We start from the raw sequence: 21,524 nt of genomic DNA on the forward strand, positions 1-21,524 counted from the left end.
TTCTTCTGCCGGCTCACCAAGCAGCCGGCCGAGTGGGTGCTCGAGCGGCTGCGTGAAGTGGGGCTCGACGCGCTGCCGGGCGGCGGCGCCGAGGTGTTCAGCGAGCGCGTGCGCCGCGAGATCTTCCACCAGAAGATCGGCGCCAAGCGCTGGCTCGAGATCCACGAGATCGCGCACAGGATGGGCATCCCGTCGAATTGCACCCTGCTCTACGGCCACATCGAGACCCGCGCCGAGCGCGTGCAGCACATGATCCTCCTGCGCGAGCTGGAGGGGCGCGCGCCGGGGTTCTTCGCCTTCATTCCGCTGGCGTTCCAGCCGGGCGTCACGGGCCTGGTGCGTCGCCAGGCGAGCGCGATCGAGGATCTGAAGACGATCGCCATCTCACGGCTGGTGTTCGACAGCGTGCCGCACGTGAAGAGCTACTGGATCATGCTCGGGCAGGACACCGCGGCGGCGGCCATCAACTTCGGGGCGAGCGATCTCGACGGCACGATCGGGGTGGAGAAGATCGCGCACGCCGCCCTGGCACGGAGCCCGGTCGGAATGGCCGAGGAGTCGATGGTCCACCTGATCCGCGAGGCGGGAAAATCTCCCGTCCAGCGTGACGCGCTCTACCACGTGATCCGTGAGTACGGCCGCACGGAACCGGCGCTCGCGCCGGCGGCGAGCGCCGCGCGTTGACCGTCTGGGCACGAGACGCACGTTGATTTCCTCGGTCGCCGACCCTACGGTGTAAAGGACACGAGCCGCGTCGCGCCGCGCTGGCCACGGTTCCGTTCGATCACTCAGAGCCCCCATGGCCCATCACCATTCCCCCGGATTCCTTGCGCTGGTCGATGCCGCACGGGCGGTCGTGCGCGAGATCAGCATCCCCGAGTACCAGGCACGAGAGGGGGCCGGCGACGGCATGATCCTCATCGACGTGCGCGAGGACCACGAGTGGGAGAAAGGCCGCATCCCGGGGGCCATGCACATGAGCCGGGGCATCATCGAGCGCGACATCGAGCGCACGTTCGCCGACAAGAACGCGCCGCTCGTGCTCTACTGCGGCGGCGGCTATCGAAGCGCGCTCGCGGCCGACAACCTCCAGAAAATGGGATACGCCAACGTGCAGTCGCTCGCCGGAGGATTCCGCGAGTGGACGCGCGAGGGCCTTCCCGTGGAGTCGTGATGAAGGCAACCTGGACTGCTTCTCGAGGAGTGCTCGTCATCTTCGTGATGCTGGGGTGCGCCGCGACCGCGGCGTCGGCTCAGGAGCCGGAAACGCTCGTCGTGCAGCAGCCCGAGATCGTGGTGCGCGCGCTGCGCGGCGACGACCGCCTGAAGGACATTCCAGCCGCGGCGTTCGTCATTCCGCGCGCGCAGCTCGCGCGCGCCGCGGAGGTACGGCTGTCCTCGATGCTTCAATCGCTGCCCGGTCTCTACGCCTATCAGTCGAGCGCCTCGGGCGAGCCCACGGTGGTGGATCCACGCGGATTCACGGCCAATGGCGAAAGCTCCTACCTCAAGGTGCTCATCAACGGGCGCGATACCCGGGATCTCGAGAACGGCAACGTCGACTGGGACTGGCTCTCCCCCGAGGCGGTGGAGCGGCTCGAGGTGGTCGAGGGCCCCGCGGCATGGGCTTATGGCGATGGATCGGAAGGCGGCATCGTCAACATCGTGAGCAACGAATGGAACGGCGGACTCGACACGCGCGCCACGCTGCGCGGTGGAAGCTTCGATCATCGCGGAGGAAGCGCGACGGCGAGCTGGAGCGACGATCGCTGGAGCTTCTCTGGAACAGGAGTGGGCCGCGACGTGAACGGGTGGCGCGATCACAGCCGCGAGATCGTTCGCTCGGGCCATGCGCTCTTCGGCTGGCGGCTGGGAACGCGGACGTCGCTGACGCTGGACGGCTCGTGGCTGTCCACCAACCGCGAGAACCCTGGCGCGCTGACCCCGGATCAGATCGAGGAGGATCGCACTCAGACCGAGGGGCCGAACTGGCAGGACTACGTCGACGCGGAGCGCGGACTGATGGGTCTCACCTTCGCTCATGGCGACGCCACCAGCGACCGGTGGACGATCGCTCCTTACGCCCGCCTCGAGGATGTCGTGCAACTCCGCACGCTGGCGAACTTCCCGCTCTTCCACCCGACGAACGGAAACACCTATGGGGCGGACCTGGGATGGAGACGCTCGACGCTGGTCGGCGGTCGAAACCTTCAGCTCGGCGCGGGCTATCAGTTCGAGCAATCCGAGCTGCACGCGCGTTACTATGACTATCTGGCCGGCGAGCAAGGGATGCTTCTGACGCGCACGGAATCCCGGCGAATGTCGAACTCCGGCTATCTGAACGCGCAGCTCGTGATCGATCCGCGCTGGACGGTGCGAGCCGGATTGCGTGCGGATGCGTTGCGTCTGGAGAGCGACGACGAGATCTCGGGCGACAGCGAAGGACCGCGGACGCTCTCTGCCGTGAGCCCGTTCGCGGCGCTGACCATGACGACCGGTGAATGGACGACTTACGTGAGTGGAAGCGGGGCGTTCCACGCGCCGACGCTCAACCAGCTCTACGACCAGCTCCCGATCACCTCGATCAACAACCCGGAGCTGGATCCGCAACGCTCGAGTGGCTACGAGATCGGCACGCGCTGGGACGGCGCCCAGGGCGGAGCCGCGAGCTTTACCTTCTACGACGTGTTCGTGAAAGACGAGATCGACTTCAATCTGGCCACGATCTCCTACGCCAACATCGGCAAGAGCCGGCATACCGGTGTGCTCGCCGCTCTCCGCTACCCGCTTCCCCGCCAGTTCACCGTCTACGCCAGCGGCACCGTGGCGCCGACGACGATCCGTGAGGGCACCCTCGACGGAAACCAGATCAACGCCGTGCCCCTGGCATCCACGGCTGGGCGCGTCGAATGGTCCGGGCTTCCGTGGCTCGGGCTGAACGTCGGGGGGCGTTGGGTGGCGAAGCAGTACCTCGACAAGGAGAACCTCCACCCGCTCGGCGAGTACGCCACGATGGACATCGGCGGCTGGGCCCGTTTGGGGCGGGCGAGCCTCAATCTTCGGGTGCTGAACCTTCTCGATCGCGAATACTCGGATACCGGGTACATCGGCATCTTCGGAGACGAGCGCCTGGCTCCTGCCGCGCCGCGGAGCTTGGTGGCGGCCTTGTCCTTCCAGTAGTCGGGGCACGCCAGCCGCTCGGGAGGCGCCTTCGCGATCACTGCACACTTGTGCCCGAGGATGGCCGGGGCTATCATTTCGGCCATGCGCAGCGAGTACCGAGAGGAGCCCTGCCGCAGCGCGCTCAACCGGGTGAAGGGGATGGACTTCGACTGGTCCCTCAACCCTTACATGGGCTGCGCCCACCGCTGCGCGTTCTGCTACGTCCGAGCGTTCGAGCGGCGCGCCGACCGCCCGGCCGGCAGCCAGTACGGCCAATCGATCCGCGTCAAAGTCAACGTCGCGGCGGTGCTCAAGCTCGAGCTCGCACGGGCTTCCTGGAAACGCGAGTTCGTGGCCATCGGTGCGGCCACCGATCCCTACCAGCCCGCCGAGGGCATCTATCGCCTGACTCGATCCTGCCTCGAGGCGCTCGCCGAAGCGCGCACGCCGTTCGGTCTCATCACCCGGGGCACCATGGTCGTGCGAGACATCGACGTGCTCACGGAAGCCGCGAAGCGCGCCGAGATCTCGGTCAACTTCTCGATCCCCACGCTCGACGACGACATCTGGCGCAAGACGGAACCGGGCACGCCTCATCCGCGACAGAGGCTGCGCGTGATCCGAAGGCTGGTGGATGCGGGGATCAAGGCCGGCGTGGGCATCGCGCCGGTGCTACCCGGTCTCTCGGACGATCCACAGAAGCTGGCCGAAGTGGTGAAAGCCGCGCGCGATGCCGGCGCCGCGTTCGCCTGGGCCAGCGTCCTCTACCTGAGGCCGGGAACCAAAGAGCACTTCCTCGAGGTGCTCGGCAACGAGTGGCCCGAGCTCACGGCGCGATACGAGGCGATGTATCGCTCCCGCGCGTACCTCGCGAAGGCGGACACGGAGCCGGTGCAGCTCCAGGTGCGCCAGCTCAAGGCGAAGTATCGGATCGGCGACCGGCGCCGGCGCAAGCTCGAGCCGCCGCCGGAGCCGGTGCAGCTCGACCTCGCGGTCTGAGGCGATCCGGATGTGTAACTCTTTGCTGTCCCCGGGGAGAGCAAGAAGTTACAGGCGCGCCGACTAGAAGCGGCCTCGGTCGATCGTGATCCCTTCCAGCGTGATCACGTCTTCCGCGAGCAGGATGCCGGTTCCCACCGGGATCTCGATGTGAACGAAGATCCCCACCATTCCACTCCGGCTGTACCAGGCGAGCACGCGGTCGTCGGGGCCGAGGAATGCGCTGTCGGTTCGCACACGATAAGCGGGAAGCTTGCCGTCCGGGATGTTGAGTTGCTCGAGCGCCTCGACCGTCGACGAGAAGAACGGGTCTTCCCGAACCGTCCACGTGCGTCCCACCGTCATGGGATAACGCAAGCGCGTGAGCTCGTTCCCGGCGCCGCCCGTCGGCCGGCCGCTCAGCAGCTCGCGAACCAGGCGGAGCCGCCGTGTCATCTCCTCGGCGGCTCGATCGATCGATCCTGCGTCCATCGAGATCGCCATCCCGCTTCGCCACGTCTCCACGATCGCCATGTCGTCGGCGAGTGGATTCGTGGGTTCGGGCGTGCCCGCGCAAGCGGGGACCTCCCCGATCCCGATGTCCGCTTCGTAGAGACCGGTCGGGTCCTGACGATTGCGGACCCACTGGAGGTAAGTGTTGTTCCCGGACTCCGTCGAATCGACCTGTGTCAGCCGATCGATCACATACTCGCGATCCTCGATGGTCTCGACGCAGACCAGGTCGTGGTCGATCGACGAGCGGCGTACCACCGCGCTCGCCCCCGAGCCCAGCGTGAACACGCGATGGAAGTGCCAGTGATTTCCGAGATCGAGCGGATAGAACAGCCGCGGCGAGCTCGCCGCCCTTGCGGCGTCGCGCTCCGGCACGCTGGTCGAGCGGTCGGGAGCCAGCGGGCCCGAGCATCCGGACAGGAACAGTGTGGCGGCGAGGATCGATACGGATTGGCGGCGCATGGAGGCCTCGAGGTCCGTGAGGTGGCGGGGCCGCGTCCCGGCCTCGCATCCACCACTACCCCCAAAGCCGGCGGTCAGGTCCGCCGGAGAAGGGCCTGGAGCGGGCGAGCCGCGATGATCCCCACCGCCGGCCCCAGCGCCAGGACGGGGAAAGCCCAGCGCCAGCCTGCTCCTTCGACCATCAGCGGGACGAGCTGGATGGTGACCATGGTGAGCAGGAACCCCATGGACGTTTGCAGCGTGAGCGCGGTGCCCACCGCGTGAGGAGGCGCCGTCTCGGTCACCATGGCGCTGAACTGCGCCGAGTCCGCGACGACGAAGAACCCCCAGATCCAGACGACGGGCACCAGCAGCCACGGGCTCGCCCCGAACAGGAGGCCGATGGCGAGCGAGCAGGCTCCCGAGATCGCCATCGCCACGCTGACGACCTTCGCGTAACCCCAGCGCGCCGACATCCAGCCCCCCCAGAGGCATCCCAGTCCTCCGGCCGCGAGCCCACCAAAGGCCAGCGCGTCGGCCAGGTACTTGGGAATCTCGGAGTCGTGCGCAAGCAAGCTTGCGGCTAGGAACGCCGGGAGCCAGACCCACATCGCGTAGAGCTCCCACATATGTCCGAGGTAGCTGGCGATGGCGAGTCGGGTCGGCCGGCTGTGCAACACCGTGCCCACCAATCCCCACGAGAAGGGGCGCTGCGGGAAGGGAAACGGTCCGTCGACGAAGAAGAACCCGATCAGCATCGCCGCGATGAGCGCGCCGGCGGATGAGGCCACCACGACCGCGACGAGACTCGCGCCACCCAGCGCCTGGATGAGATAGGGCATGGCCTTTCCCACGGTAAGCGCGCCGACCACCGAGCCGATCGCGAGCCCACGGTAGCGCTGGAACCAGGTGGCGATCATCTTCATGGCGGGCGGATAGACGCCGGCGAGGAAGAAGCCGGTCATGAAGCGGAGCGCGAGCGCCGCGGCATAACCGGGCGCCGGAATCAGCGCCAGGTTGGTCAAGGCACCCGCGACCGCGCAGAAGGCCCAAAGACGCCGCGCGGGCCAAAGGTCGGCGAGATTGAGCACCGCGATCAGCGCGGTTCCGGCGACGAAGCCGAGCTGCACGATGGTGGTGAGCCACGCCGCCTGGTGGGCGTCGAGCATCCAGCGCGCGCGCAGCTCGGGCGTCACCGCGGTGGCGACGAACCACAGCGACATGCCGAGCAGCTCCGCCAGGCAGACGAGAGCCAGCATGCGGTAGCGTCGCGGGTCCGGCTCTCCGTCGCGAGGCGGCACGGGCACACTATAGACGGCTCGGTTCACCCCATGTATGTTTCCCGCCCCATGACTCCGGCGCCACGCCTGTCCACGTCGACGGTCGCCGCTCGAATCCCTTACGCGAACGCCGCTCCCTTCTACGCGCTGTGGAGCGAAGCGCCCTTCGCGGTGCGCAACCTCGCGCCGCGCGACCTGGGACACGAGGCGGAGTCCGGCACGGTGGATCTCGGACTCATGGCCGCCGCGGACTTCCTGCGGCTCCGAGATCGCTTCGAGCTGCTCGGCCCCATGGGCGTGGCGACACGCGGCGCGGTGCAGTCGGTGCTGCTGTTCTCGCGGAAACCCGCGGCCGCGCTCGGAGGCGGAGTGATCTCCGTCACCCCCGAGACCTCGACCTCCATCCGGCTCCTGCGTCTGCTGCTCGGCGTGCGCCGCAGCCTCGAGGGCATCCGCTATATCCGTGGGCTCGAGCCGTCGCAGGCCGACGGCCTGCTGCTCATCGGCGATCGGGCCATGCGCCGTCGCCGGCAGCCGCCGGACGGCTTCACCCACACGCTGGACCTCGGCGAGGACTGGCTCGAGTGGACCGGGCTCTCGTTCGTGTACGCGGTGTGGGCGGTGCGGCGCGCGCTGGAGCCCGCGGTGAAGCAGGAGCTGCGCGACTTTCTCGAAGCCTCGCTCACGGCCGGGCTGGCCGACCTGCCGGAGATGGCCCGCCAGCAGACCGAGCCCGGCTGGTCCCCGCCGGAGATGGAAGCGTACCTGCGGCGCTTCCATTACCGATTGGGCCCCGAGGACTTGGCCGGCCTCGAGCGCTTCGAGGAGCTGCTGGGCGAGCACGGGATGCTCGAAGCCGACTAGCAACCACGGCCTTAGTCGCGCGTAATTGGAGCCGTGGCGCGCCGCGCTCCGCGGCGCCGCGGCTTCACAGAACGTCAGTCACGGAGGAGCCAGCAATGCCCACCATGCACGAGATCGAATACGAGATCGTCGGTGATGATCTGCAATTCGTGAAGGTCGAGCTCGATCCCAAGGAGGCGGTGGTCGCCGAGGCGGGCTCGATGATGTACATCGAGGACGGCATCCAGATGGACACCATCTTCGGCGACGGATCGCAGCAGAACCAGGGCTTCATGGGCGCCTTGATGGGCGCCGGCAAGCGGTTGCTCACCGGCGAGTCGCTGTTCATGACCGTCTTCCACAACGAGTCGGCGCAGAAGCGCAAGGTCGCCTTCGCCGCGCCCTACCCCGGCAAGATCCAGCCGCTCCATCTGCGCGATCTGGGCGGTGAGCTGCTCTGCCAGAAGGACTCGTTCCTGTGCGCGGCCAAGGGCGTGAGCATCGGCATCGCGTTCACCAAGCGTTTCGGCGCGGGATTGTTCGGAGGCGAAGGGTTCATCCTGCAGAGGCTCCAGGGCGACGGCTGGTCGTTCGTACACGCCGGCGGCACGCTGGAAGAGCGCACGCTCGCGCCCGGCGAGAGCCTGCGCGTCGACACCGGGTGCCTGGTCGCGTTCCAGCCTTCGGTGAGCTACGACATCCAGTTCGTCGGCGGCCTCAAGACCGCGCTGTTCGGCGGCGAGGGATTGTTCTTCGCCGCTCTGCAGGGCCCGGGCCGTGTGTGGCTGCAGTCGCTGCCGTTCAGCCGGCTGGCCAGCCGCATCTACGCCGCCGCGCCGCAGACTGGCCGTGGCGGACGCGAACAAGGCTCGATCCTCGGCGGGCTCGGCAACCTGCTCGACGGCGACGGCCGATAGACGGCATACGTTTCGCCACACCGGAAGGAGGCCTGATGGGTCGCCGCAGCGTGATGCTGGTCGCGGCCGCCTTTGCCGCGCTGCTCGGCGCGGCGGTCGCGGCGCAGCAACGTGACTTCAGCAATGTCGAGATCAAGACCGAGAAGATCGCGCCGGGGATCTACCTGATGCAAGGCGCGGGGGGGAACCTCGGGGTCATGACGGGACCCGACGGCGTGCTGCTGATCGACGACTCCTTCGCGCCACTCACCGACAAGATCAGGGCCGCGATCGCCAAGGTCAGCGACAAGCCGGTGCGCTTCCTCATGAACACGCACTATCACGGTGACCACGTGGGTGGGAACGAGAACTTCGGCAAGCTCGGCGTCACCATCGTCGCGCACGACAACGTGTGGGCGCGGATGAGCGTGCCCCAGCCGCAACGCTCGCAGCCCGCGTATCCGAAGGAGGCGCTGCCGGTCATCGCCTTCAACGACAAGCTCACCTTCCATATGAACGGCGACACCGTCGAAGTCACCCACCTGCCGCCGGCGCACACCGACGGAGACGCGATCCTCCACTTCCAGAAGGCCAACGTCGTCCACACCGGCGACTGCTTCTTCAACGGCCGTTATCCGGTGATCGATCCGGCCGCCGGTGGCTCGATCGACGGCATGATCGCGGCGACCGAGAAGATCCTTTCGATGGTGAACGACCAGACCCGGATCATCCCGGGGCACGGTCCGCTCAGCGACAAGGCCGGGCTCGAGGCCTTCCACGACATGCTGGTCTCGGTGCGCGACAAGGTGCGGCCGCTGGTCGCGGCGGGGAAGACCAAGGAGGAGATCGTCGCGGCCAAGCCGACGGCAGACTTCGACGCCAAGTGGGCCGCCGGAGGCGCGCCCGACCGGTTCATCGGCGCCGTCGTCGACGGCATGAAGTCGAAGTAGCGAGGCATGGCCGAAAGCCCCACGCGGATCGGCGCCTATCCGATCGAGCGCGAGCTCGGCCGGGGCGGCATGGGCATCGTCTACCTCGCCCGCGACGTCCGGCTGCAGCGCGCGGTGGCGATCAAGGTCCTTCCCGAGGGATTCGCGCGCGATCCGGAGCGCTTGTCGCGGTTCGAGCGCGAGGCCCGGCTGCTCGCCTCGCTCAATCACCCCAACATCGCGGCGATCTACGGCCTCGAGGAGGCCGACGGCCAGCGCTTCCTCGTGCTCGAATACGTGGAAGGCGAGACGCTCGCGGAGCGCATCGAGCGTGGGCGCGTGCCGCTCGACGAGACGCTGAGCATCGGCCGCCAGATCGCCGCCGCGCTCGAGGCCGCGCACGAGAGCGGTGTGATCCATCGCGATCTCAAGCCGGGCAACGTGAAGATCACGCCGGCCGGGGACGTGAAGGTGCTCGATTTCGGCCTCGCCAAGGGGGCAGGCTCCGCGGACTCCTCGCCCGATTTCACGCAGTCGCCAACCATCGCGTACGCGCCGACCGGAGCGGGCGTGATCCTCGGCACCGCCGCCTACATGAGCCCCGAGCAGGCGCGCGGCAAGGTGGTCGACCGGCGCACGGACATCTGGTCCTTTGGCTGCGTGCTCTACGAGTGTCTGACCGGACGACAGCTCTTCCACGGCGAGACGGTGTCGGACATGATCGCGAAGATCCTCGAGCGTGAGCCCGACTGGAACGTGCTCCCGGCCGACACGCCGCCGCGCGTCCGCGAGCTGCTGCGCCGTTGTCTCGAGAAGGACGCCAAGCAGCGCCTGCGCGACATCGGTGAAGCGCGTATCGAGCTCGCCGAGGCGCAGGGGGCGCGGACCTCTTCCACACGGGTCGCGGTCGCGCCGGCTCCCGTGACCCTTCGCCGCGGGCCGGGCCTCGGCATCGCCTGGCTGGTGGCCGCGGCTTCGCTGGCCCTCGCGGCGACCGCCACCTTGGCGCCGCTTGCGTTCAAGAGGCCGGATCGGGCGGTTCGATTCCCGGTCACGGCGGAGCCGGGAACCGTCGTCTTCGAGGACCCGACCGAATGCGCGATTTCGCCGGACGGTCGCATGGTCGTGTTCAGCGCCAGCGATTCGGCTGGGAACAGCCAGCTCTGGCTGCGCTCGCTCGACGCGCTCGCCGCACGCGCCCTGCCCGGAACCGACAATGCAGCCATGCCGTTCTGGTCAGCGAACAGCAAGAGCATCGGCTTCTTTGCCGACGGCAAACTGAAGAAGGTCACCGTGGCGAGCGGCTCCATCGAAACCCTGTGCGAGGCCAAGAACGGTCGTGGCGGGACATGGAATCATCGCGATGTCATCGTCTTCGCCCCGGACGGCGCCGGGGCGCTCTATCGGGTCGCGGGAAGCGGAGGCGAGCCGCAACGAGTCACCACGCTCGATTCGACCCGCCGCCAGTCGGCGCACCGGTTCCCTTCGTTCCTTCCCGACGGGAAGCGCTTCCTGTTTGCGAGCCTTCCCGCGAGGAGCGGGAAGTACGACATCTGGATCGGTGGGCTCGATGGCTCGAAGCCCGACTCCGTGATGAGCGCGAGCGCCTCGCCGATCTTCGTCCCGCCAGGCTACCTGGCCTACTTGCGGGGACAGAGCCTGGTGGCCCAGAAGTTCGACTACAAGAACCGCCGTTTGCTCGGCCCGGTGATTCCTCTTCCCGACGTGCCGGGCGTTTCGGGGAGCAGCTCGTATCGGCCCGCGAGCGTTTCGGACGCGGGCGATCTCGCCTATCTCAATTCCCGGCTCCGGAACACGCAGCTCACGTATCTCGATCGATCGGGTCGGCCGATTGGAACCGTTCAGGCGCCGCCAGGCCGCTACGAGCAGTCGTTCCTGTCTCCCGATGGTCGTTTCGCGGCGGTCGTGAAAGTCGACTCCCCGGCGGCGTCGGACATCTGGATCATCGACCTCCAGCGCTCCACCTCCACGCGCTTCACCCACGGCTCACGCAACGATTTTCCGACCTGGTCTCCCGACAGCCGGCGAATCATCTTCGAATCCAATCGCAACGGCCCCGGCGACTTCTTCATCCGGCCCGTGAACGGATCCACGCCCGAGACCACCTTCCATGCGTCGAGCATCGCGGTGAAGAATCCCTTTGACTGGTCGGCCGACGGGCGATTCCTCACCTTCGAGCAGCTCGACCCCCAGACTGGCTGGGACCTGTACCTCGCACCGATCGATGGAGGTGGAAAGGCGACGCCCTATCTGCGCACGCCCTACAACGAGCGGTGGGGGACGATCTCTCCCGATGGCCGCTGGATGGCCTATAGCTCGGACGAATCAGGCACTTTCGAGATCTACGTGCAGAGCTTCCCGGAGCCTGGCGACAAGTACCGGGTCTCGACCGCCGGCGGGGTCGTGCCTCAGTGGCGGGCCGACGGACGGGAGATCCTGTTCCTGAGCCTGGACTTCCAGACGGTCCTCAGCTGCGACGTCGCGAGCAGCCCGACGTTCCGTGCCGCCGCCGCCCGGCTGCTGTACCGGCTTCCTCGCGGCTCTCAAATCGGGACCTTCACTCCCGATTTCCAGCGTCAGCTCGTTCCCATTCCGGCCGGAGAGAGTGCGCCCAGCACCATCACGGTCGCGCTCAACTGGGTCTCGGAGCTGAAGAAGCGCTAGCTGGGGCGGGTGTCGCAAGGCCGCCACAGCGCATGGCTGAAGTGTCCGGCGCCGGTGGCTCGAGGCCTGGGTTTCCTTGCATGAATGAGGCTCCGGATTTCGGTCGGGTTCATGCATACGCGCGCGTCGGTTCCTGGAGACGAACCTTCCGAGGAGCGCCGTCATGGTCGCGATGAATCCGCTCGCCAAGCCCATGAGTCCGCTGGCCCGGGTGTGCACCTGGGGCCTCCGTTCCTACCTCTGCGTCTTCCTGACGGGTTGCGCCGCACACCGTCTTGCGCTGCCCGAGACTCCCGCGACGGAAACCCACCTGGTTCGGGGCGATGAGCGCACCGCCTTTCGGGCGTGCGTCGATGCCCTTCTAGAAGCCGGGTACGAAGTGGACCTCTCGGAGGCGAGTGAAGGCATTCTTCGGGGCAGCCTCGTCACGGAACGGAAGCTCGGCGTGATCGAGGACGGCCAGGAACCCAGCCACGCGCTCTCGCCAGGGGCGCAGGTCGGCCTTCTCGTTCTCACCGGGGCCGCACTGGTCGTGGGCGGACTCGCTGTCCTGGCGAAAGGCATGAAGGCGCCCGCCAAACCGATCGAGGACGTGGAGGAAGGGGACTCGTCGGATGGCGCCATCGCGGCAGCCGTTGGCGTGGGGCTCGCAATGCTCGACGTGGGGACCAGCCTTCCCAAGACGATCTACGAGTACGAGATCGCCATCCAGTTTCTGCCGATGGAGGGGAACACCACACAGGTTCGCGTCCTTCTCGACGGCAGCGAGAACCAGGAGGGCGAGGTGCTACGCAGCGGACCGGTGAACGCACCGGATTTCCTCGACCGGCTCTTCTCGGCTCTCGATCAGGCGACGAAATGGGACCGGGAGCCGGAGCGCGACCCGGCGACGGTCGTCACGATTCACTAGAGCGTCTCCTCGTCTTTCGTGGACCCATGGCGCGGTGTATTCTCCGTGCCCCCATGACGCCATCGCCCTGGACCACGATCGACGCCAAGGTGCGGCGCGGCGAGCGCCTGACGCCCGAAGAGGGAGTCCATCTCCTCACCCAAGCGCCGCTGCTCGAGCTCGGCGCTCTCGCCAGCGAGGTGCGGTCGAAGAAGACCGATCCTCGCCTGGTCACCTACGTGATCGACACCAATCCCAACTACACCAATCTCTGCACGGTCGACTGCCACTTCTGCGCCTTCTACCGGAAGCCCAAGGCGAACGCGCCTGACGCATATACCCACGACGTGGAAGGCGTGATGAAGATGATGGAATCGGCGCATCGGCTCGGCGCGACGACGGTGCTGCTGCAGGGCGGCCTCAACCCCGAGATCCCTTGGGAGTTCTATCCGACCATCGTGCGCGAGGCGCGGCGACGCTACCCGGAGATCACGCCGCACTTCTTCTCGGCGCCGGAGATCCACCAGATGGCCGAAGTTTCGGGGCTCTCGATCCGTGGCGTGCTCGAGGCGCTCCACGAGGCGGGGCAGCGCACGCTGCCGGGTGGAGGCGCCGAGATCCTCGCGACCCGCGTGCGCAAGCGGATCTCGGTCAAGAAGGGCGGGCCCGAAGCCTGGCTCGACGTTCATCGCGCGGCGCATCAGGTCGGGATGCGGTCGACCGCGACCATGATGTACGGACACGTCGAGACCGATGCGGAGCTGATCGAGCACCTTGGATTCATCCGTGAGCTTCAGGACGAGACCCGTGGCTTCACCGCGTTCGTGCCGTGGTCCTACAAACGCGGCAACACCCCCATGGAGTCCAAGGTGAAGCACGTGGCCGGGGCTTCGCGATACTTCCGTGTGCTCGCCGCGGCCCGGCTCTTCCTCGACAACTTCGACCACATCCAGGCGTCGTGGTTCAGCGAGGGCAAGAAGACCGGGCAGATCGCGCTTCAATTCGGGGCGGACGACTTCGGCGGGACGCTCTACGAGGAGAACGTCCATCTCGCCACCGGCCACGTGAACAAGACCACGGTGGCCGAGGTCGAGACGCTGATTCGCGAAGCCGGCTTCACTCCCGCTCAGCGCACCACCCTGTACGAGATCGTCCGCGTCGGCGAGGGGCCCGAGGCCCTGGAGCGACTGTCGGCGGACGTCCCCCTCTTCGTCGAAGGCCTGCGCGAGCTGCCCGCCGAGTATCCGGAGCGTCTGGAAGGCGAGGACGTCTCCTCTCCGCTGGTGATGCCCAAGTAAAGCCGGGATCGCCGAACGCAGGTTGGCGTGGACAAAGCCATCCGGCGCGAGCACTATTTCCGCGAGTCGTTCCCCTCATCTCCGATTCGCCTGGCCGCGACCCGCGATGCCTATCGTCGTTGCCGTAGGTGTCTGAACCGCGAAGGACCGTTGGTGCTCCGACATCGAAACTCGCTGCTGCTGCTCGCATGGAGCGCCGGATGGCTCGCGGTGTGGGCTCCTTCCGCCACGGCGTATCTGACCGTTCCCAGTGGATTCGTGGTGGAGAACGCGGTTCCCGGAGCGGCCTTCGACACGCCCACCAGCATGGCCTTCCTGCCCGATGGACGGATGCTCGTCGGGCTCAAGGAGGGAACGGTGTGGCTGGTGCAGAACGGCGGCAAGCTTCCGGGTCCGGCGCTCGACCTGCGGCGCGTCGTGCTCAATCAGGCGGACCGCGGACTGCTCGACGTCGCGGTGGACCCCAACTTCAACGCCAACCGTCATCTCTACTTCATCTACGTGGTCGACCCGGATTCCAACATGGTCGACACCAATGACGATGCCTACAGCCGTCTGGTGCGGTATCAGCTCCCGATCGGCTCCAACATCGTGGACACGACGACGCGCGCGGTGCTGTTTGGCCGAAACTGGGCCGAGGGTCCGCCGTGCGGCTCCGAGTCGCACACCGTGGGGTCGCTCCGGTGGGGCGCCGATGGAAGCTTGATCGTCTCGCACGGCGATGGCGCGCAGTTCGATGGGGTGGATGAAGGTGGCGACGACCCCGGACTCTTCCTGCCCGGTCGCACGAACCCGGTGGAAAACATCGGCGCCTATCGAGCGCAATACGTCGGCAGTCTGGCGGGAAAGATCCTGCGCCTCGATCCCGCGACCGGGCTCGGCTATCCGAGCAACCCCTTCTACGACGGGAATCCGGCGTCGGTGCGCTCGCGCGTCTATGCCTATGGTCTGCGCAATCCGTTCCGGCTCTGCGTCCGTCCCGGCACCGGCAACGCCGATCCCAGCCAGGGACGCCCTGGAAGCATCTATCTCGGAGACGTCGGCTGGGACACCTGGGAAGAGCTGAGCATCGCGACCACGCCGGGGTTGAACTTCGGCTGGCCGTGCCGCGAAGGCCTTCACACCACGGCCTACGTGGGAGCTCCTCCACCGGCCCACAGCGGATGCTCGAGCCTGGGCACTCCGAACAATCCCGCGACGGTGTTCACGCCGCCGGTCTCCGACTGGCATCACTTCACGGCCAGCCTGAGCAGCCCCAGCGGCGTGACCGGCAACGCCGCCTCCGGAAGCGTTTTCTACGAAGGGACCCTCTATCCCGCCGCTTACCAGGGGCGCTACTTCTTCGCCGACTTTGGCCAGAGCTGGATTCGTGCCGCCACCGTGGACGCGAACGACAACATCATCTCGTACGCCCTGTTCGGGGATGACGTGGACGACCCCGTCGATCTCGTGTCCGATCCGGTCTCGAAGGACATCCATTACATCTCGATCTCGACCGGACAGGTGCGCCGCATCCGCTATTTCGGCAGTCCCAACGGGACTCCGGTGGCGCAGGCATCGGCCGCTCCGCTGAGCGGCGGCATCCCGCTCTCGGTGGCGTTTTCGAGCGCGGGCTCGAGCGATCCGAACGGCGACCCACTCGAGTACATCTGGGACTTCGGCGACGGGAGCGGCAGCCTCGAGCCCAATCCGACGCACGTCTACACCACGTCGGGCGCATTCGCTCCCACGCTGACCGTCAGCGACCTCCATGGGGGCTACAACACCAAGGCGCTGCAGGTGACGGTCGGCGACCAGGGTGGCTTCCCGTCGACTCCCGTGATCGACAATTTCAACCGCCCGAACGGGTTGCTCGCGGCGCCATGGGGCAACACCAGCGGCGCGGCGATCGCAAGCAATCAGCTGAGGGCGACCACCAGCAGCTCATCGCCGATATGGACCGGAACGCAGTTCGCGCCCGATCAGGAGGCCTACTACACGTTTGCCAGCGCTCCTCAGGGTGAGTTCCACATCCATCTGAAGCTGCAGTACGTCGGCGGGAGCGCCTCGCACATCGAGGTGAAGTACGCCGGCAACGTCCAGATCACGACGTTCGACGATACGGGCGTGGGATGGGTCATGCGCGGCCCGCCGATGGCGGTGACGTTCAACAGCGGAGACACGTTCGGGGCGCGTGCCTACGGATCGACGGTCAACGTCTACAAGAACGGAACGCTCGTCGGCACGCGCTCGATCGCGGGCTGGCAGTTCGTCGGCAGCCCGGGATATGTCGGCCTCGCCATGATCAACAACGGCAGCGGCAGCCGCCTCGACAACTTCGGCGGGGGCAGCTTCGTCCCGGTCGTGAACACCGCGCCGACCGCGATCATCGCGAATCCCGCCGACAATGCCTTCTATGTCGAGGCTCAGCCCATCAACCTCATGGGCAACGCCTCGGATGCTCAGACGCCCGCGGCGCAGATGGGCTATCACTGGGACGTCGCACTCCACCACAACAACCATAGTCACCCGGGACAGCTCGTCTCCGACAACCGCAACGATGCCTTTCTGCCCGAGAGCCACGAGGACGGGACGGGCACCTGGCTCGAAGCGATGCTCGTGGTCACGGATGGCGGAGGTCTCAAGGACACCGCGTCGGTCACCCTGTGGCCGGAAGTGGATCTCGATCCTTCGCCGGTGACGGTGACCCCCGATCCCGCGCGCCGCATCGACGTCAACCAATTCAGCTTCAAGCTCCGCAACTACGGCCGCATGATGTCGCGCCGCTCGCATTGGGCCTTGCGGGCCGGCCCCACGCTGCTGGCGGAGGGGGACACACTCGTCGCTCCCCTCGACAGCCTTACGATCACCGTCCCCGTGGACTTGTCTCTGGACCCGGGAGACCATCCGCTGCGAGTCACGCTGGACACGCTCGCGGTCGTCCGCGAGCTGAGCGAGACCAACAACGCGAAGATGCGCACGCTCACGGTGATGGACGGCCCAGTCGCCGTCGACCTTCCACTTCCCCGGGAAGCGAGCCTCTCGGCCGGGAGTCCCAATCCCACGCGGAGAACGACGCACTTCGGGCTCGCGCTCCCACGCAGCGTCCAGGTGTCGATGGACGTGCACGACATCCAGGGGCGGCGAGTATGGTCGAGCGGGGCGCGGCCGTACGCCGCGGGGCGCTGGGACCTCACGTGGGACGCCAAGGACCAGCCGCCGGGCGTCTACCTGTTGCAGATCCAGGCGGGTGAGCGGCGCTGGATCCGGCGGATCGCGGTCGTTCGATGAGCGAGGGGAATGAGCTTTTCTGTCGGTCCTGCTGACACTTTTTCCGGGGAAGGCCCGCCGCTCATCGCTGTCTCGCACCTAAATCGCGCCGTGGCTTCATTTCCAGAGCGTAGACAAACCGGTCCGCGACTTGCACAATTGAGCGCCCCTTGAGGCTGGCTTCCACCCCGCGGGGTGGGAGTCCCGTTGGGTCGCTGGCCCCCGGCATCGCCACGGGTCGTCATTTCACGCGCAAGAGCGACAACGAAGGATCGTTCGTGTCCCAACGCAAGGCGGCGGGGCTTCCCAAGCCGCATGTCCTCTGGCTCTGTGCCGGGCTCTTCCTGCCCGGTGCATCGGCGTGGGGCGCCCCCCAGGTTCCCACCGGGTTCGTGGTCGAGAACGCAGCACCAGGCGCCTCGTTTGACACGCCCACCGGCATCGCCTTCCTGCCCGACGGCCGGCTCCTGGTCTGTCAGAAGGAAGGCACTCTCTTCGTGGTCCAGAATGGCTCCAAGATCGGGCCCATCGTCGACATCAAGAACGTGGTGCTGAACCAGGGGGATCGCGGCCTTCTCGACGTGGCTGTGGATCCGGACTTCGACACCAACCGAAGGATCTACCTGCTCTACACGGTGGACCCCGACTCCAACACCGTCGACACCAACGACGACGCTTACGGCAAGCTCGTCAGCTACCAGATGACGACCACGAGCTCGAACACCGTGGACCTCGCGTCACGGAGAGTCTTGTTCGGGCGGACGTGGACGGAAGGGCCGACCAGCACTTCGGTCACCCACACGATCGGGTCCGTCCGCTGGGGCGCCGACAAGAGCCTGCTCGTCTCGGTCGGCGAGGGCGCCCACTTCGAGAACGTCGACGACGGCGGCGACGATGCGCCCGCATTCCTGCCCGGTCGCACGAATCCCATCGAGGACATCGGGGCGTTCCGCGCGCAGTTCCTCGGCAGCCTGGCCGGTAAGATTCTGCGGCTCGATCCTGCGACGGGGAACGGGTACGAAAGCAATCCTTTCTTCGACGGCGACGTCGCATCGATCCAGTCCAGGGTCTATGCGTACGGCTTGAGGAATCCGTTCCGGTTCTGCGTGCGCCCCGGCACGGGCAACACCGATCCCGCGCAGGGGCTCCCGGGCACCATCTACCTCGGCGACGTGGGCTGGTCGACCTGGGAGGAGCTCAGCATCGCCACGCTTCCGGGGCGGAACTTCGGCTGGCCCTGCCGCGAGGGACTTCACCCCACGACGTACGACGGGGGCAGCAACCCTTCGCACAGCGGCTGCAATTCGGTGGGCACACCCACCAATCCCTCGCCGTTCACGCCGCCGGTGTCCGACTGGCACCACTCGAACCCCGCCAACAGCCAGCCTTCAGGCGTGATCGGAAACGCGGCGTCCGGAAGCGTGTTCTACACCGGCACCACCTATCCGGTGGCGTACCGCGGCAACTACCTGTTCGCCGACTACGGCCAGAGCTGGATTCGCCTGGCGCAGGTCGATGCCAATGACAACGTCGTCACCTTCCAGACCTTCGGCACCAGCATGGACATGCCGGTCGATCTGGTGGCCGACCCGGCGTCGAAGGACATCTTCTACGTCTCGATCAGCACCGGCCTGGTGCGGCGGATTCGCTATGTGGGGGCCCCCAACAATCCGCCGGTGGCCATGGCGTCGGCCAATCCCACCGCCGGCACCGCGCCGCTCACGGTGAACTTCTCGAGCGCCGGCTCGAGCGACCCCGACTTCGACCCGCTCACTTACGCCTGGGACTACGGCGACGGCAGCGGCTCGTTCGAGCAGAACCCGACCCACGTGTACACCACGTCGGGAGTCTTCCTCGCCGAGCTCACGGTCAGCGACGGGCACGGAGGGAACGACACGCACATCGTGCAGATCACGGTGGGCGACCCGGGAACATTCCCGAGCACCGCCGTGCTCGACGACTTCAATCGCCCCAATGGCGGCGTGGGCCCGAATTGGTCCGCAGCCAGCGGCGTCGCGATCGACGCCAACCGGCTCAGAGCCACGACCTCGAATACCGAGCCGGTCTGGGACGCGAACAGCTTCGGCCTCGACCAGGAGGCCTACTTCACCTTCGCAACCGCCCCGAACGGCGAGTACCACATCAACATGCGCCTCCAGTACGCGGATCCGGGCGCCTACCACATCGAGGTGAAGTACAACGGCCAGGTGACCATCGCCACCAGTCCTGGCTGGATCCCACTAGGGCCTCCGATCGCCGTCACCTATGCCGCCGGCGATCAATTCGGAGTGCGCACCTACGGTCCCAACATCCATGTCTACAAGAACGGGACCCTGGTCGGCACGCGCTCCTTCAGCGGATGGATTCATGCGAACGACCCGGGATACATCGGGATCGGAATGATCAACGCGGGCAGCGCCAGCCGCCTCGACAACTTCGGCGGCGGCAATTACCTGCCGGTGATCAACACGCCGCCGACCGCGATCATCGACTCCCCTCTCGACAATGCCTTCTACGTCGAGAACCAGGCCGTGAGCCTGACGGGGAACGCGTCCGACGCGCAGCAGTCCGCGAGCCAGATGAGCTACCACTGGGACGTCACGCTCCACCACAACAACCACAGCCATCCTGGGCTCCTGGTCTCGGACAACCGCAACGACGTCTTCATGCCCGAGAACCACGAGGACGGCACCGGGACCTGGACCGAAGTGAAGCTGATCGTGACCGACGGTGGCGGGCTCAAAGACACCGCCTCGGTCAACATCTGGCCCGAAGTGGATCTCGATCCTGGCCCGGTGACGGTGAGCCCTGACCCGGCGCGGAGCATCGACGTCAACACCTTCAGCTTCATGATGAGGAACTACGGCCGCATGCTGTCGCGCCGCTCGCACTGGCAGCTGCTGGCCGGAACCACCTCCCTGGCCGAGGGCGACACCCTGGTCGGGCCGCTCGACAGCCTGCTCATCTCGGTGCCGGTGGACGTCTACCTATCGCCTGGGAGCTATCCACTCCGCGTCGTGGCCGACACCGGCGACGTCGTCCACGAGCTGAGCGAGGCCAACAACGACAAGATGCGCGCGCTGAGCGTCGAGACCGGACCGGTCGCGGTGGGCGACGAGCCCAGGGTCCTCGCCATGTCGGCGCCGGTGCCGAACCCAACTTCCGGAAGGACGCGCTTCTGGCTCACGCTGCCGCGCTCGTCGCGCGTGAAGCTCACCGTCCACGACGTGCAGGGCCGCGAAGTCTGGTCGAGCATGCCGCGGGATCTCGCTCCCGGCCGATGGAGTCTCGAGTGGGATGCCGGCAGCACGCGGGCGGGCGTCTACCTGCTACGGGTGGAAGCCGGCCAGGCGCAATGGGTGCGGCGCATCGCGGTGGTTCGCTGAGCGTTCACGTCCGGCGCCATGGGCGTAGCGCGGGCGTGGCGGGCCCAGCTCGAGCCACACCACCGTGAAGCCGTCGGACGACTGCCAGCGCCGCGCCCGGGTCACGTTCCACTCCGGGTGACGGCGCTCGCTCTCCGGCTCCATCGCTTCCTGCCAGTCCGACCACGCACGCTTGGCGTCACGGAACGCGAGCAGCACGTGGCTGAACGTCAGGCGTGAGCGGCAGGCTTCGAGGTCGTCCGGGGAGAGGGCCAGATGGAGCACGGGCCGCCGCGCGTGCCAGGCCAGGCTCGGGCCGAGATTGCTCATGACCGGCTCGTCCGGTGCCATCTCGGCGTCGAGGCGGTGCGTCAGCTCGGTGAGCGTGGCCACCCCCGGGATCCCGCGCTCGGCCGAAGTCGATCGCGCCTCGGCGAGTCCGAGCCCGCACTGCCACACGCCCCACAGCAACGCCAGCCCGGAGACGCCGGCCCTCAGCACGAGCCGCCCGGTTTCGCCGAGCGGCTGATCCGGAACCCGGGCGATCAGCGCCCAGGTGGCGAGCAGCCCCGCGGCCTCGAGCGGGATGCGCGCCGGGAACACATAGCGCAGCCACGGGATCGTGGCGGCGGCGGCCAGCGCGCCGAGCGCAAGCTGGACGAGGACCAGCAAGCCCGCCACGGCCAGCGGGCGCGGCGGGCGGCTCACGAGCCAGGTGACGAGCGCGCCGATCCACAGCGCGCGTGGCCCGGTGGCGATCGCGAGCAGGAGCGTGCTCAGGTTCTTCGTGAGCTTGTCGGCGAGGAGCCCCCACGCCTTGGCGCCGCTCGGAATCTGCGGAATCTCCGGCAGGTGCATCATCGTGAACCAGGTCCGCCCTTCGACGCCTTCCCACAGCATCCAGCGCGAGAGATCCGCGGACGGTGTTCCAAATCGCTGCCACTTGTAGAGCCACCAGGGCGCGAGCGGGATCGCGAAGCCGAGCATCACGGTCAG

The 21,524-nt window shown here is 67.2% G+C and carries 15 protein-coding genes; 12 read left to right on the top strand and 3 right to left on the bottom strand.

What is annotated here, in order from left to right; all coding sequences use genetic code 11:
- From VFQ05_08485 to VFQ05_08500, 4 genes are all read left to right on the top strand, one after another.
- A partial coding sequence (locus VFQ05_08485; protein ID HET9326793.1) for an aminofutalosine synthase MqnE occupies nucleotides 1-684 on the top strand: 684 nt, incomplete at its 5' end.
- A 115-nt stretch (nucleotides 685-799) separates the two neighbouring features.
- Nucleotides 800-1,174, top strand: coding sequence for a rhodanese-like domain-containing protein (locus VFQ05_08490; GenBank protein ID HET9326794.1), 375 nt, complete (start codon nucleotides 800-802; stop codon nucleotides 1,172-1,174).
- Nucleotides 1,174-3,180, top strand: a complete 2,007-nt coding sequence (locus VFQ05_08495) for a TonB-dependent receptor (GenBank protein HET9326795.1) — start codon at nucleotides 1,174-1,176, stop codon at nucleotides 3,178-3,180. The genes VFQ05_08490 and VFQ05_08495 overlap by 1 nt, the downstream gene beginning before the upstream one ends.
- 84 nt (nucleotides 3,181-3,264) lie before the next feature.
- On the top strand, nucleotides 3,265-4,161 hold the full coding sequence (locus tag VFQ05_08500) for a radical SAM protein (GenBank protein ID HET9326796.1): 897 nt from the start codon (nucleotides 3,265-3,267) through the stop codon (nucleotides 4,159-4,161).
- A 63-nt stretch (nucleotides 4,162-4,224) separates the two neighbouring features.
- On the opposite strand, the gene VFQ05_08505 is transcribed toward VFQ05_08500, so the two are convergent.
- Together VFQ05_08505 and VFQ05_08510 are read right to left on the bottom strand one after the other, a co-directional pair.
- The gene (locus VFQ05_08505; protein ID HET9326797.1) at nucleotides 4,225-5,115 is read right to left on the bottom strand and encodes a hypothetical protein; all 891 of its coding nucleotides are present in this window, start codon (nucleotides 5,113-5,115) and stop codon (nucleotides 4,225-4,227) included.
- Between the two features lie 74 nt (nucleotides 5,116-5,189).
- Nucleotides 5,190-6,395, bottom strand: coding sequence for an MFS transporter (locus VFQ05_08510; GenBank protein HET9326798.1), 1,206 nt, complete (start codon nucleotides 6,393-6,395; stop codon nucleotides 5,190-5,192).
- A gap of 48 nt (nucleotides 6,396-6,443) precedes the next feature.
- Here VFQ05_08510 and VFQ05_08515 point away from each other — a divergent pair, with 48 nt between their 5' ends.
- From VFQ05_08515 to VFQ05_08550, 8 genes are all read left to right on the top strand, one after another.
- Complete coding sequence (locus tag VFQ05_08515; protein HET9326799.1) at nucleotides 6,444-7,238, top strand: menaquinone biosynthesis protein; 795 nt, start codon at nucleotides 6,444-6,446, stop codon at nucleotides 7,236-7,238.
- 95 nt (nucleotides 7,239-7,333) lie between these two features.
- Entirely contained in the window at nucleotides 7,334-8,134 is an 801-nt protein-coding gene (locus VFQ05_08520; protein HET9326800.1) for a TIGR00266 family protein, read from the top strand.
- A gap of 35 nt (nucleotides 8,135-8,169) precedes the next feature.
- Nucleotides 8,170-9,063 (top strand): MBL fold metallo-hydrolase, encoded by an 894-nt coding sequence (locus VFQ05_08525; protein ID HET9326801.1) that lies wholly within the window; start codon nucleotides 8,170-8,172, stop codon nucleotides 9,061-9,063.
- A 6-nt stretch (nucleotides 9,064-9,069) separates the two neighbouring features.
- Nucleotides 9,070-11,727: a protein kinase gene (locus tag VFQ05_08530; GenBank protein HET9326802.1), complete on the top strand. Its 2,658-nt coding sequence runs from the start codon at nucleotides 9,070-9,072 to the stop codon at nucleotides 11,725-11,727.
- Between the two features lie 163 nt (nucleotides 11,728-11,890).
- Nucleotides 11,891-12,637: a hypothetical protein gene (locus VFQ05_08535; GenBank protein HET9326803.1), complete on the top strand. Its 747-nt coding sequence runs from the start codon at nucleotides 11,891-11,893 to the stop codon at nucleotides 12,635-12,637.
- A 53-nt stretch (nucleotides 12,638-12,690) separates the two neighbouring features.
- Nucleotides 12,691-13,914, top strand: a complete 1,224-nt coding sequence (gene mqnC / locus VFQ05_08540; GenBank protein ID HET9326804.1) for a cyclic dehypoxanthinyl futalosine synthase — start codon at nucleotides 12,691-12,693, stop codon at nucleotides 13,912-13,914.
- Nucleotides 13,915-14,067: 153 nt separating this feature from the next.
- Nucleotides 14,068-17,184, top strand: coding sequence for a PQQ-dependent sugar dehydrogenase (locus VFQ05_08545; protein ID HET9326805.1), 3,117 nt, complete (start codon nucleotides 14,068-14,070; stop codon nucleotides 17,182-17,184).
- 149 nt (nucleotides 17,185-17,333) lie between these two features.
- Nucleotides 17,334-20,549, top strand: a complete 3,216-nt coding sequence (locus tag VFQ05_08550; protein ID HET9326806.1) for a PQQ-dependent sugar dehydrogenase — start codon at nucleotides 17,334-17,336, stop codon at nucleotides 20,547-20,549.
- Here VFQ05_08550 and VFQ05_08555 read toward each other — a convergent pair.
- The coding region (locus VFQ05_08555; GenBank protein ID HET9326807.1) for a hypothetical protein at nucleotides 20,493-21,524 on the bottom strand (1,032 nt) is incomplete at its 5' end. The genes VFQ05_08550 and VFQ05_08555 overlap by 57 nt on opposite strands.

Source organism: Candidatus Eisenbacteria bacterium (genome assembly GCA_035712145.1).
Taxonomy (GTDB): Bacteria; Eisenbacteria; RBG-16-71-46; order RBG-16-71-46; family RBG-16-71-46; genus DASTBI01.

Excerpts from the sequence above, each read along its gene's own strand:
- VFQ05_08525 (HET9326801.1), top strand. The coding sequence starts at position 8,170 with ATGGGTCGCCGCAGCGTGATGCTGGTCGCGGCCGCCTTTGCCGCGCTG.
- VFQ05_08515 (HET9326799.1), top strand. The coding sequence starts at position 6,444 with ATGACTCCGGCGCCACGCCTGTCCACGTCGACGGTCGCCGCTCGAATC.
- mqnC (HET9326804.1), top strand. The coding sequence starts at position 12,691 with ATGACGCCATCGCCCTGGACCACGATCGACGCCAAGGTGCGGCGCGGC.
- VFQ05_08490 (HET9326794.1), top strand. The coding sequence starts at position 800 with ATGGCCCATCACCATTCCCCCGGATTCCTTGCGCTGGTCGATGCCGCA.
- VFQ05_08520 (HET9326800.1), top strand. The coding sequence starts at position 7,334 with ATGCCCACCATGCACGAGATCGAATACGAGATCGTCGGTGATGATCTG.
- VFQ05_08500 (HET9326796.1), top strand. The coding sequence starts at position 3,265 with ATGCGCAGCGAGTACCGAGAGGAGCCCTGCCGCAGCGCGCTCAACCGG.
- VFQ05_08495 (HET9326795.1), top strand. The coding sequence starts at position 1,174 with ATGAAGGCAACCTGGACTGCTTCTCGAGGAGTGCTCGTCATCTTCGTG.
- VFQ05_08535 (HET9326803.1), top strand. The coding sequence starts at position 11,891 with ATGGTCGCGATGAATCCGCTCGCCAAGCCCATGAGTCCGCTGGCCCGG.
- VFQ05_08530 (HET9326802.1), top strand. The coding sequence starts at position 9,070 with ATGGCCGAAAGCCCCACGCGGATCGGCGCCTATCCGATCGAGCGCGAG.
- VFQ05_08505 (HET9326797.1), bottom strand. The coding sequence starts at position 5,115 with ATGCGCCGCCAATCCGTATCGATCCTCGCCGCCACACTGTTCCTGTCC.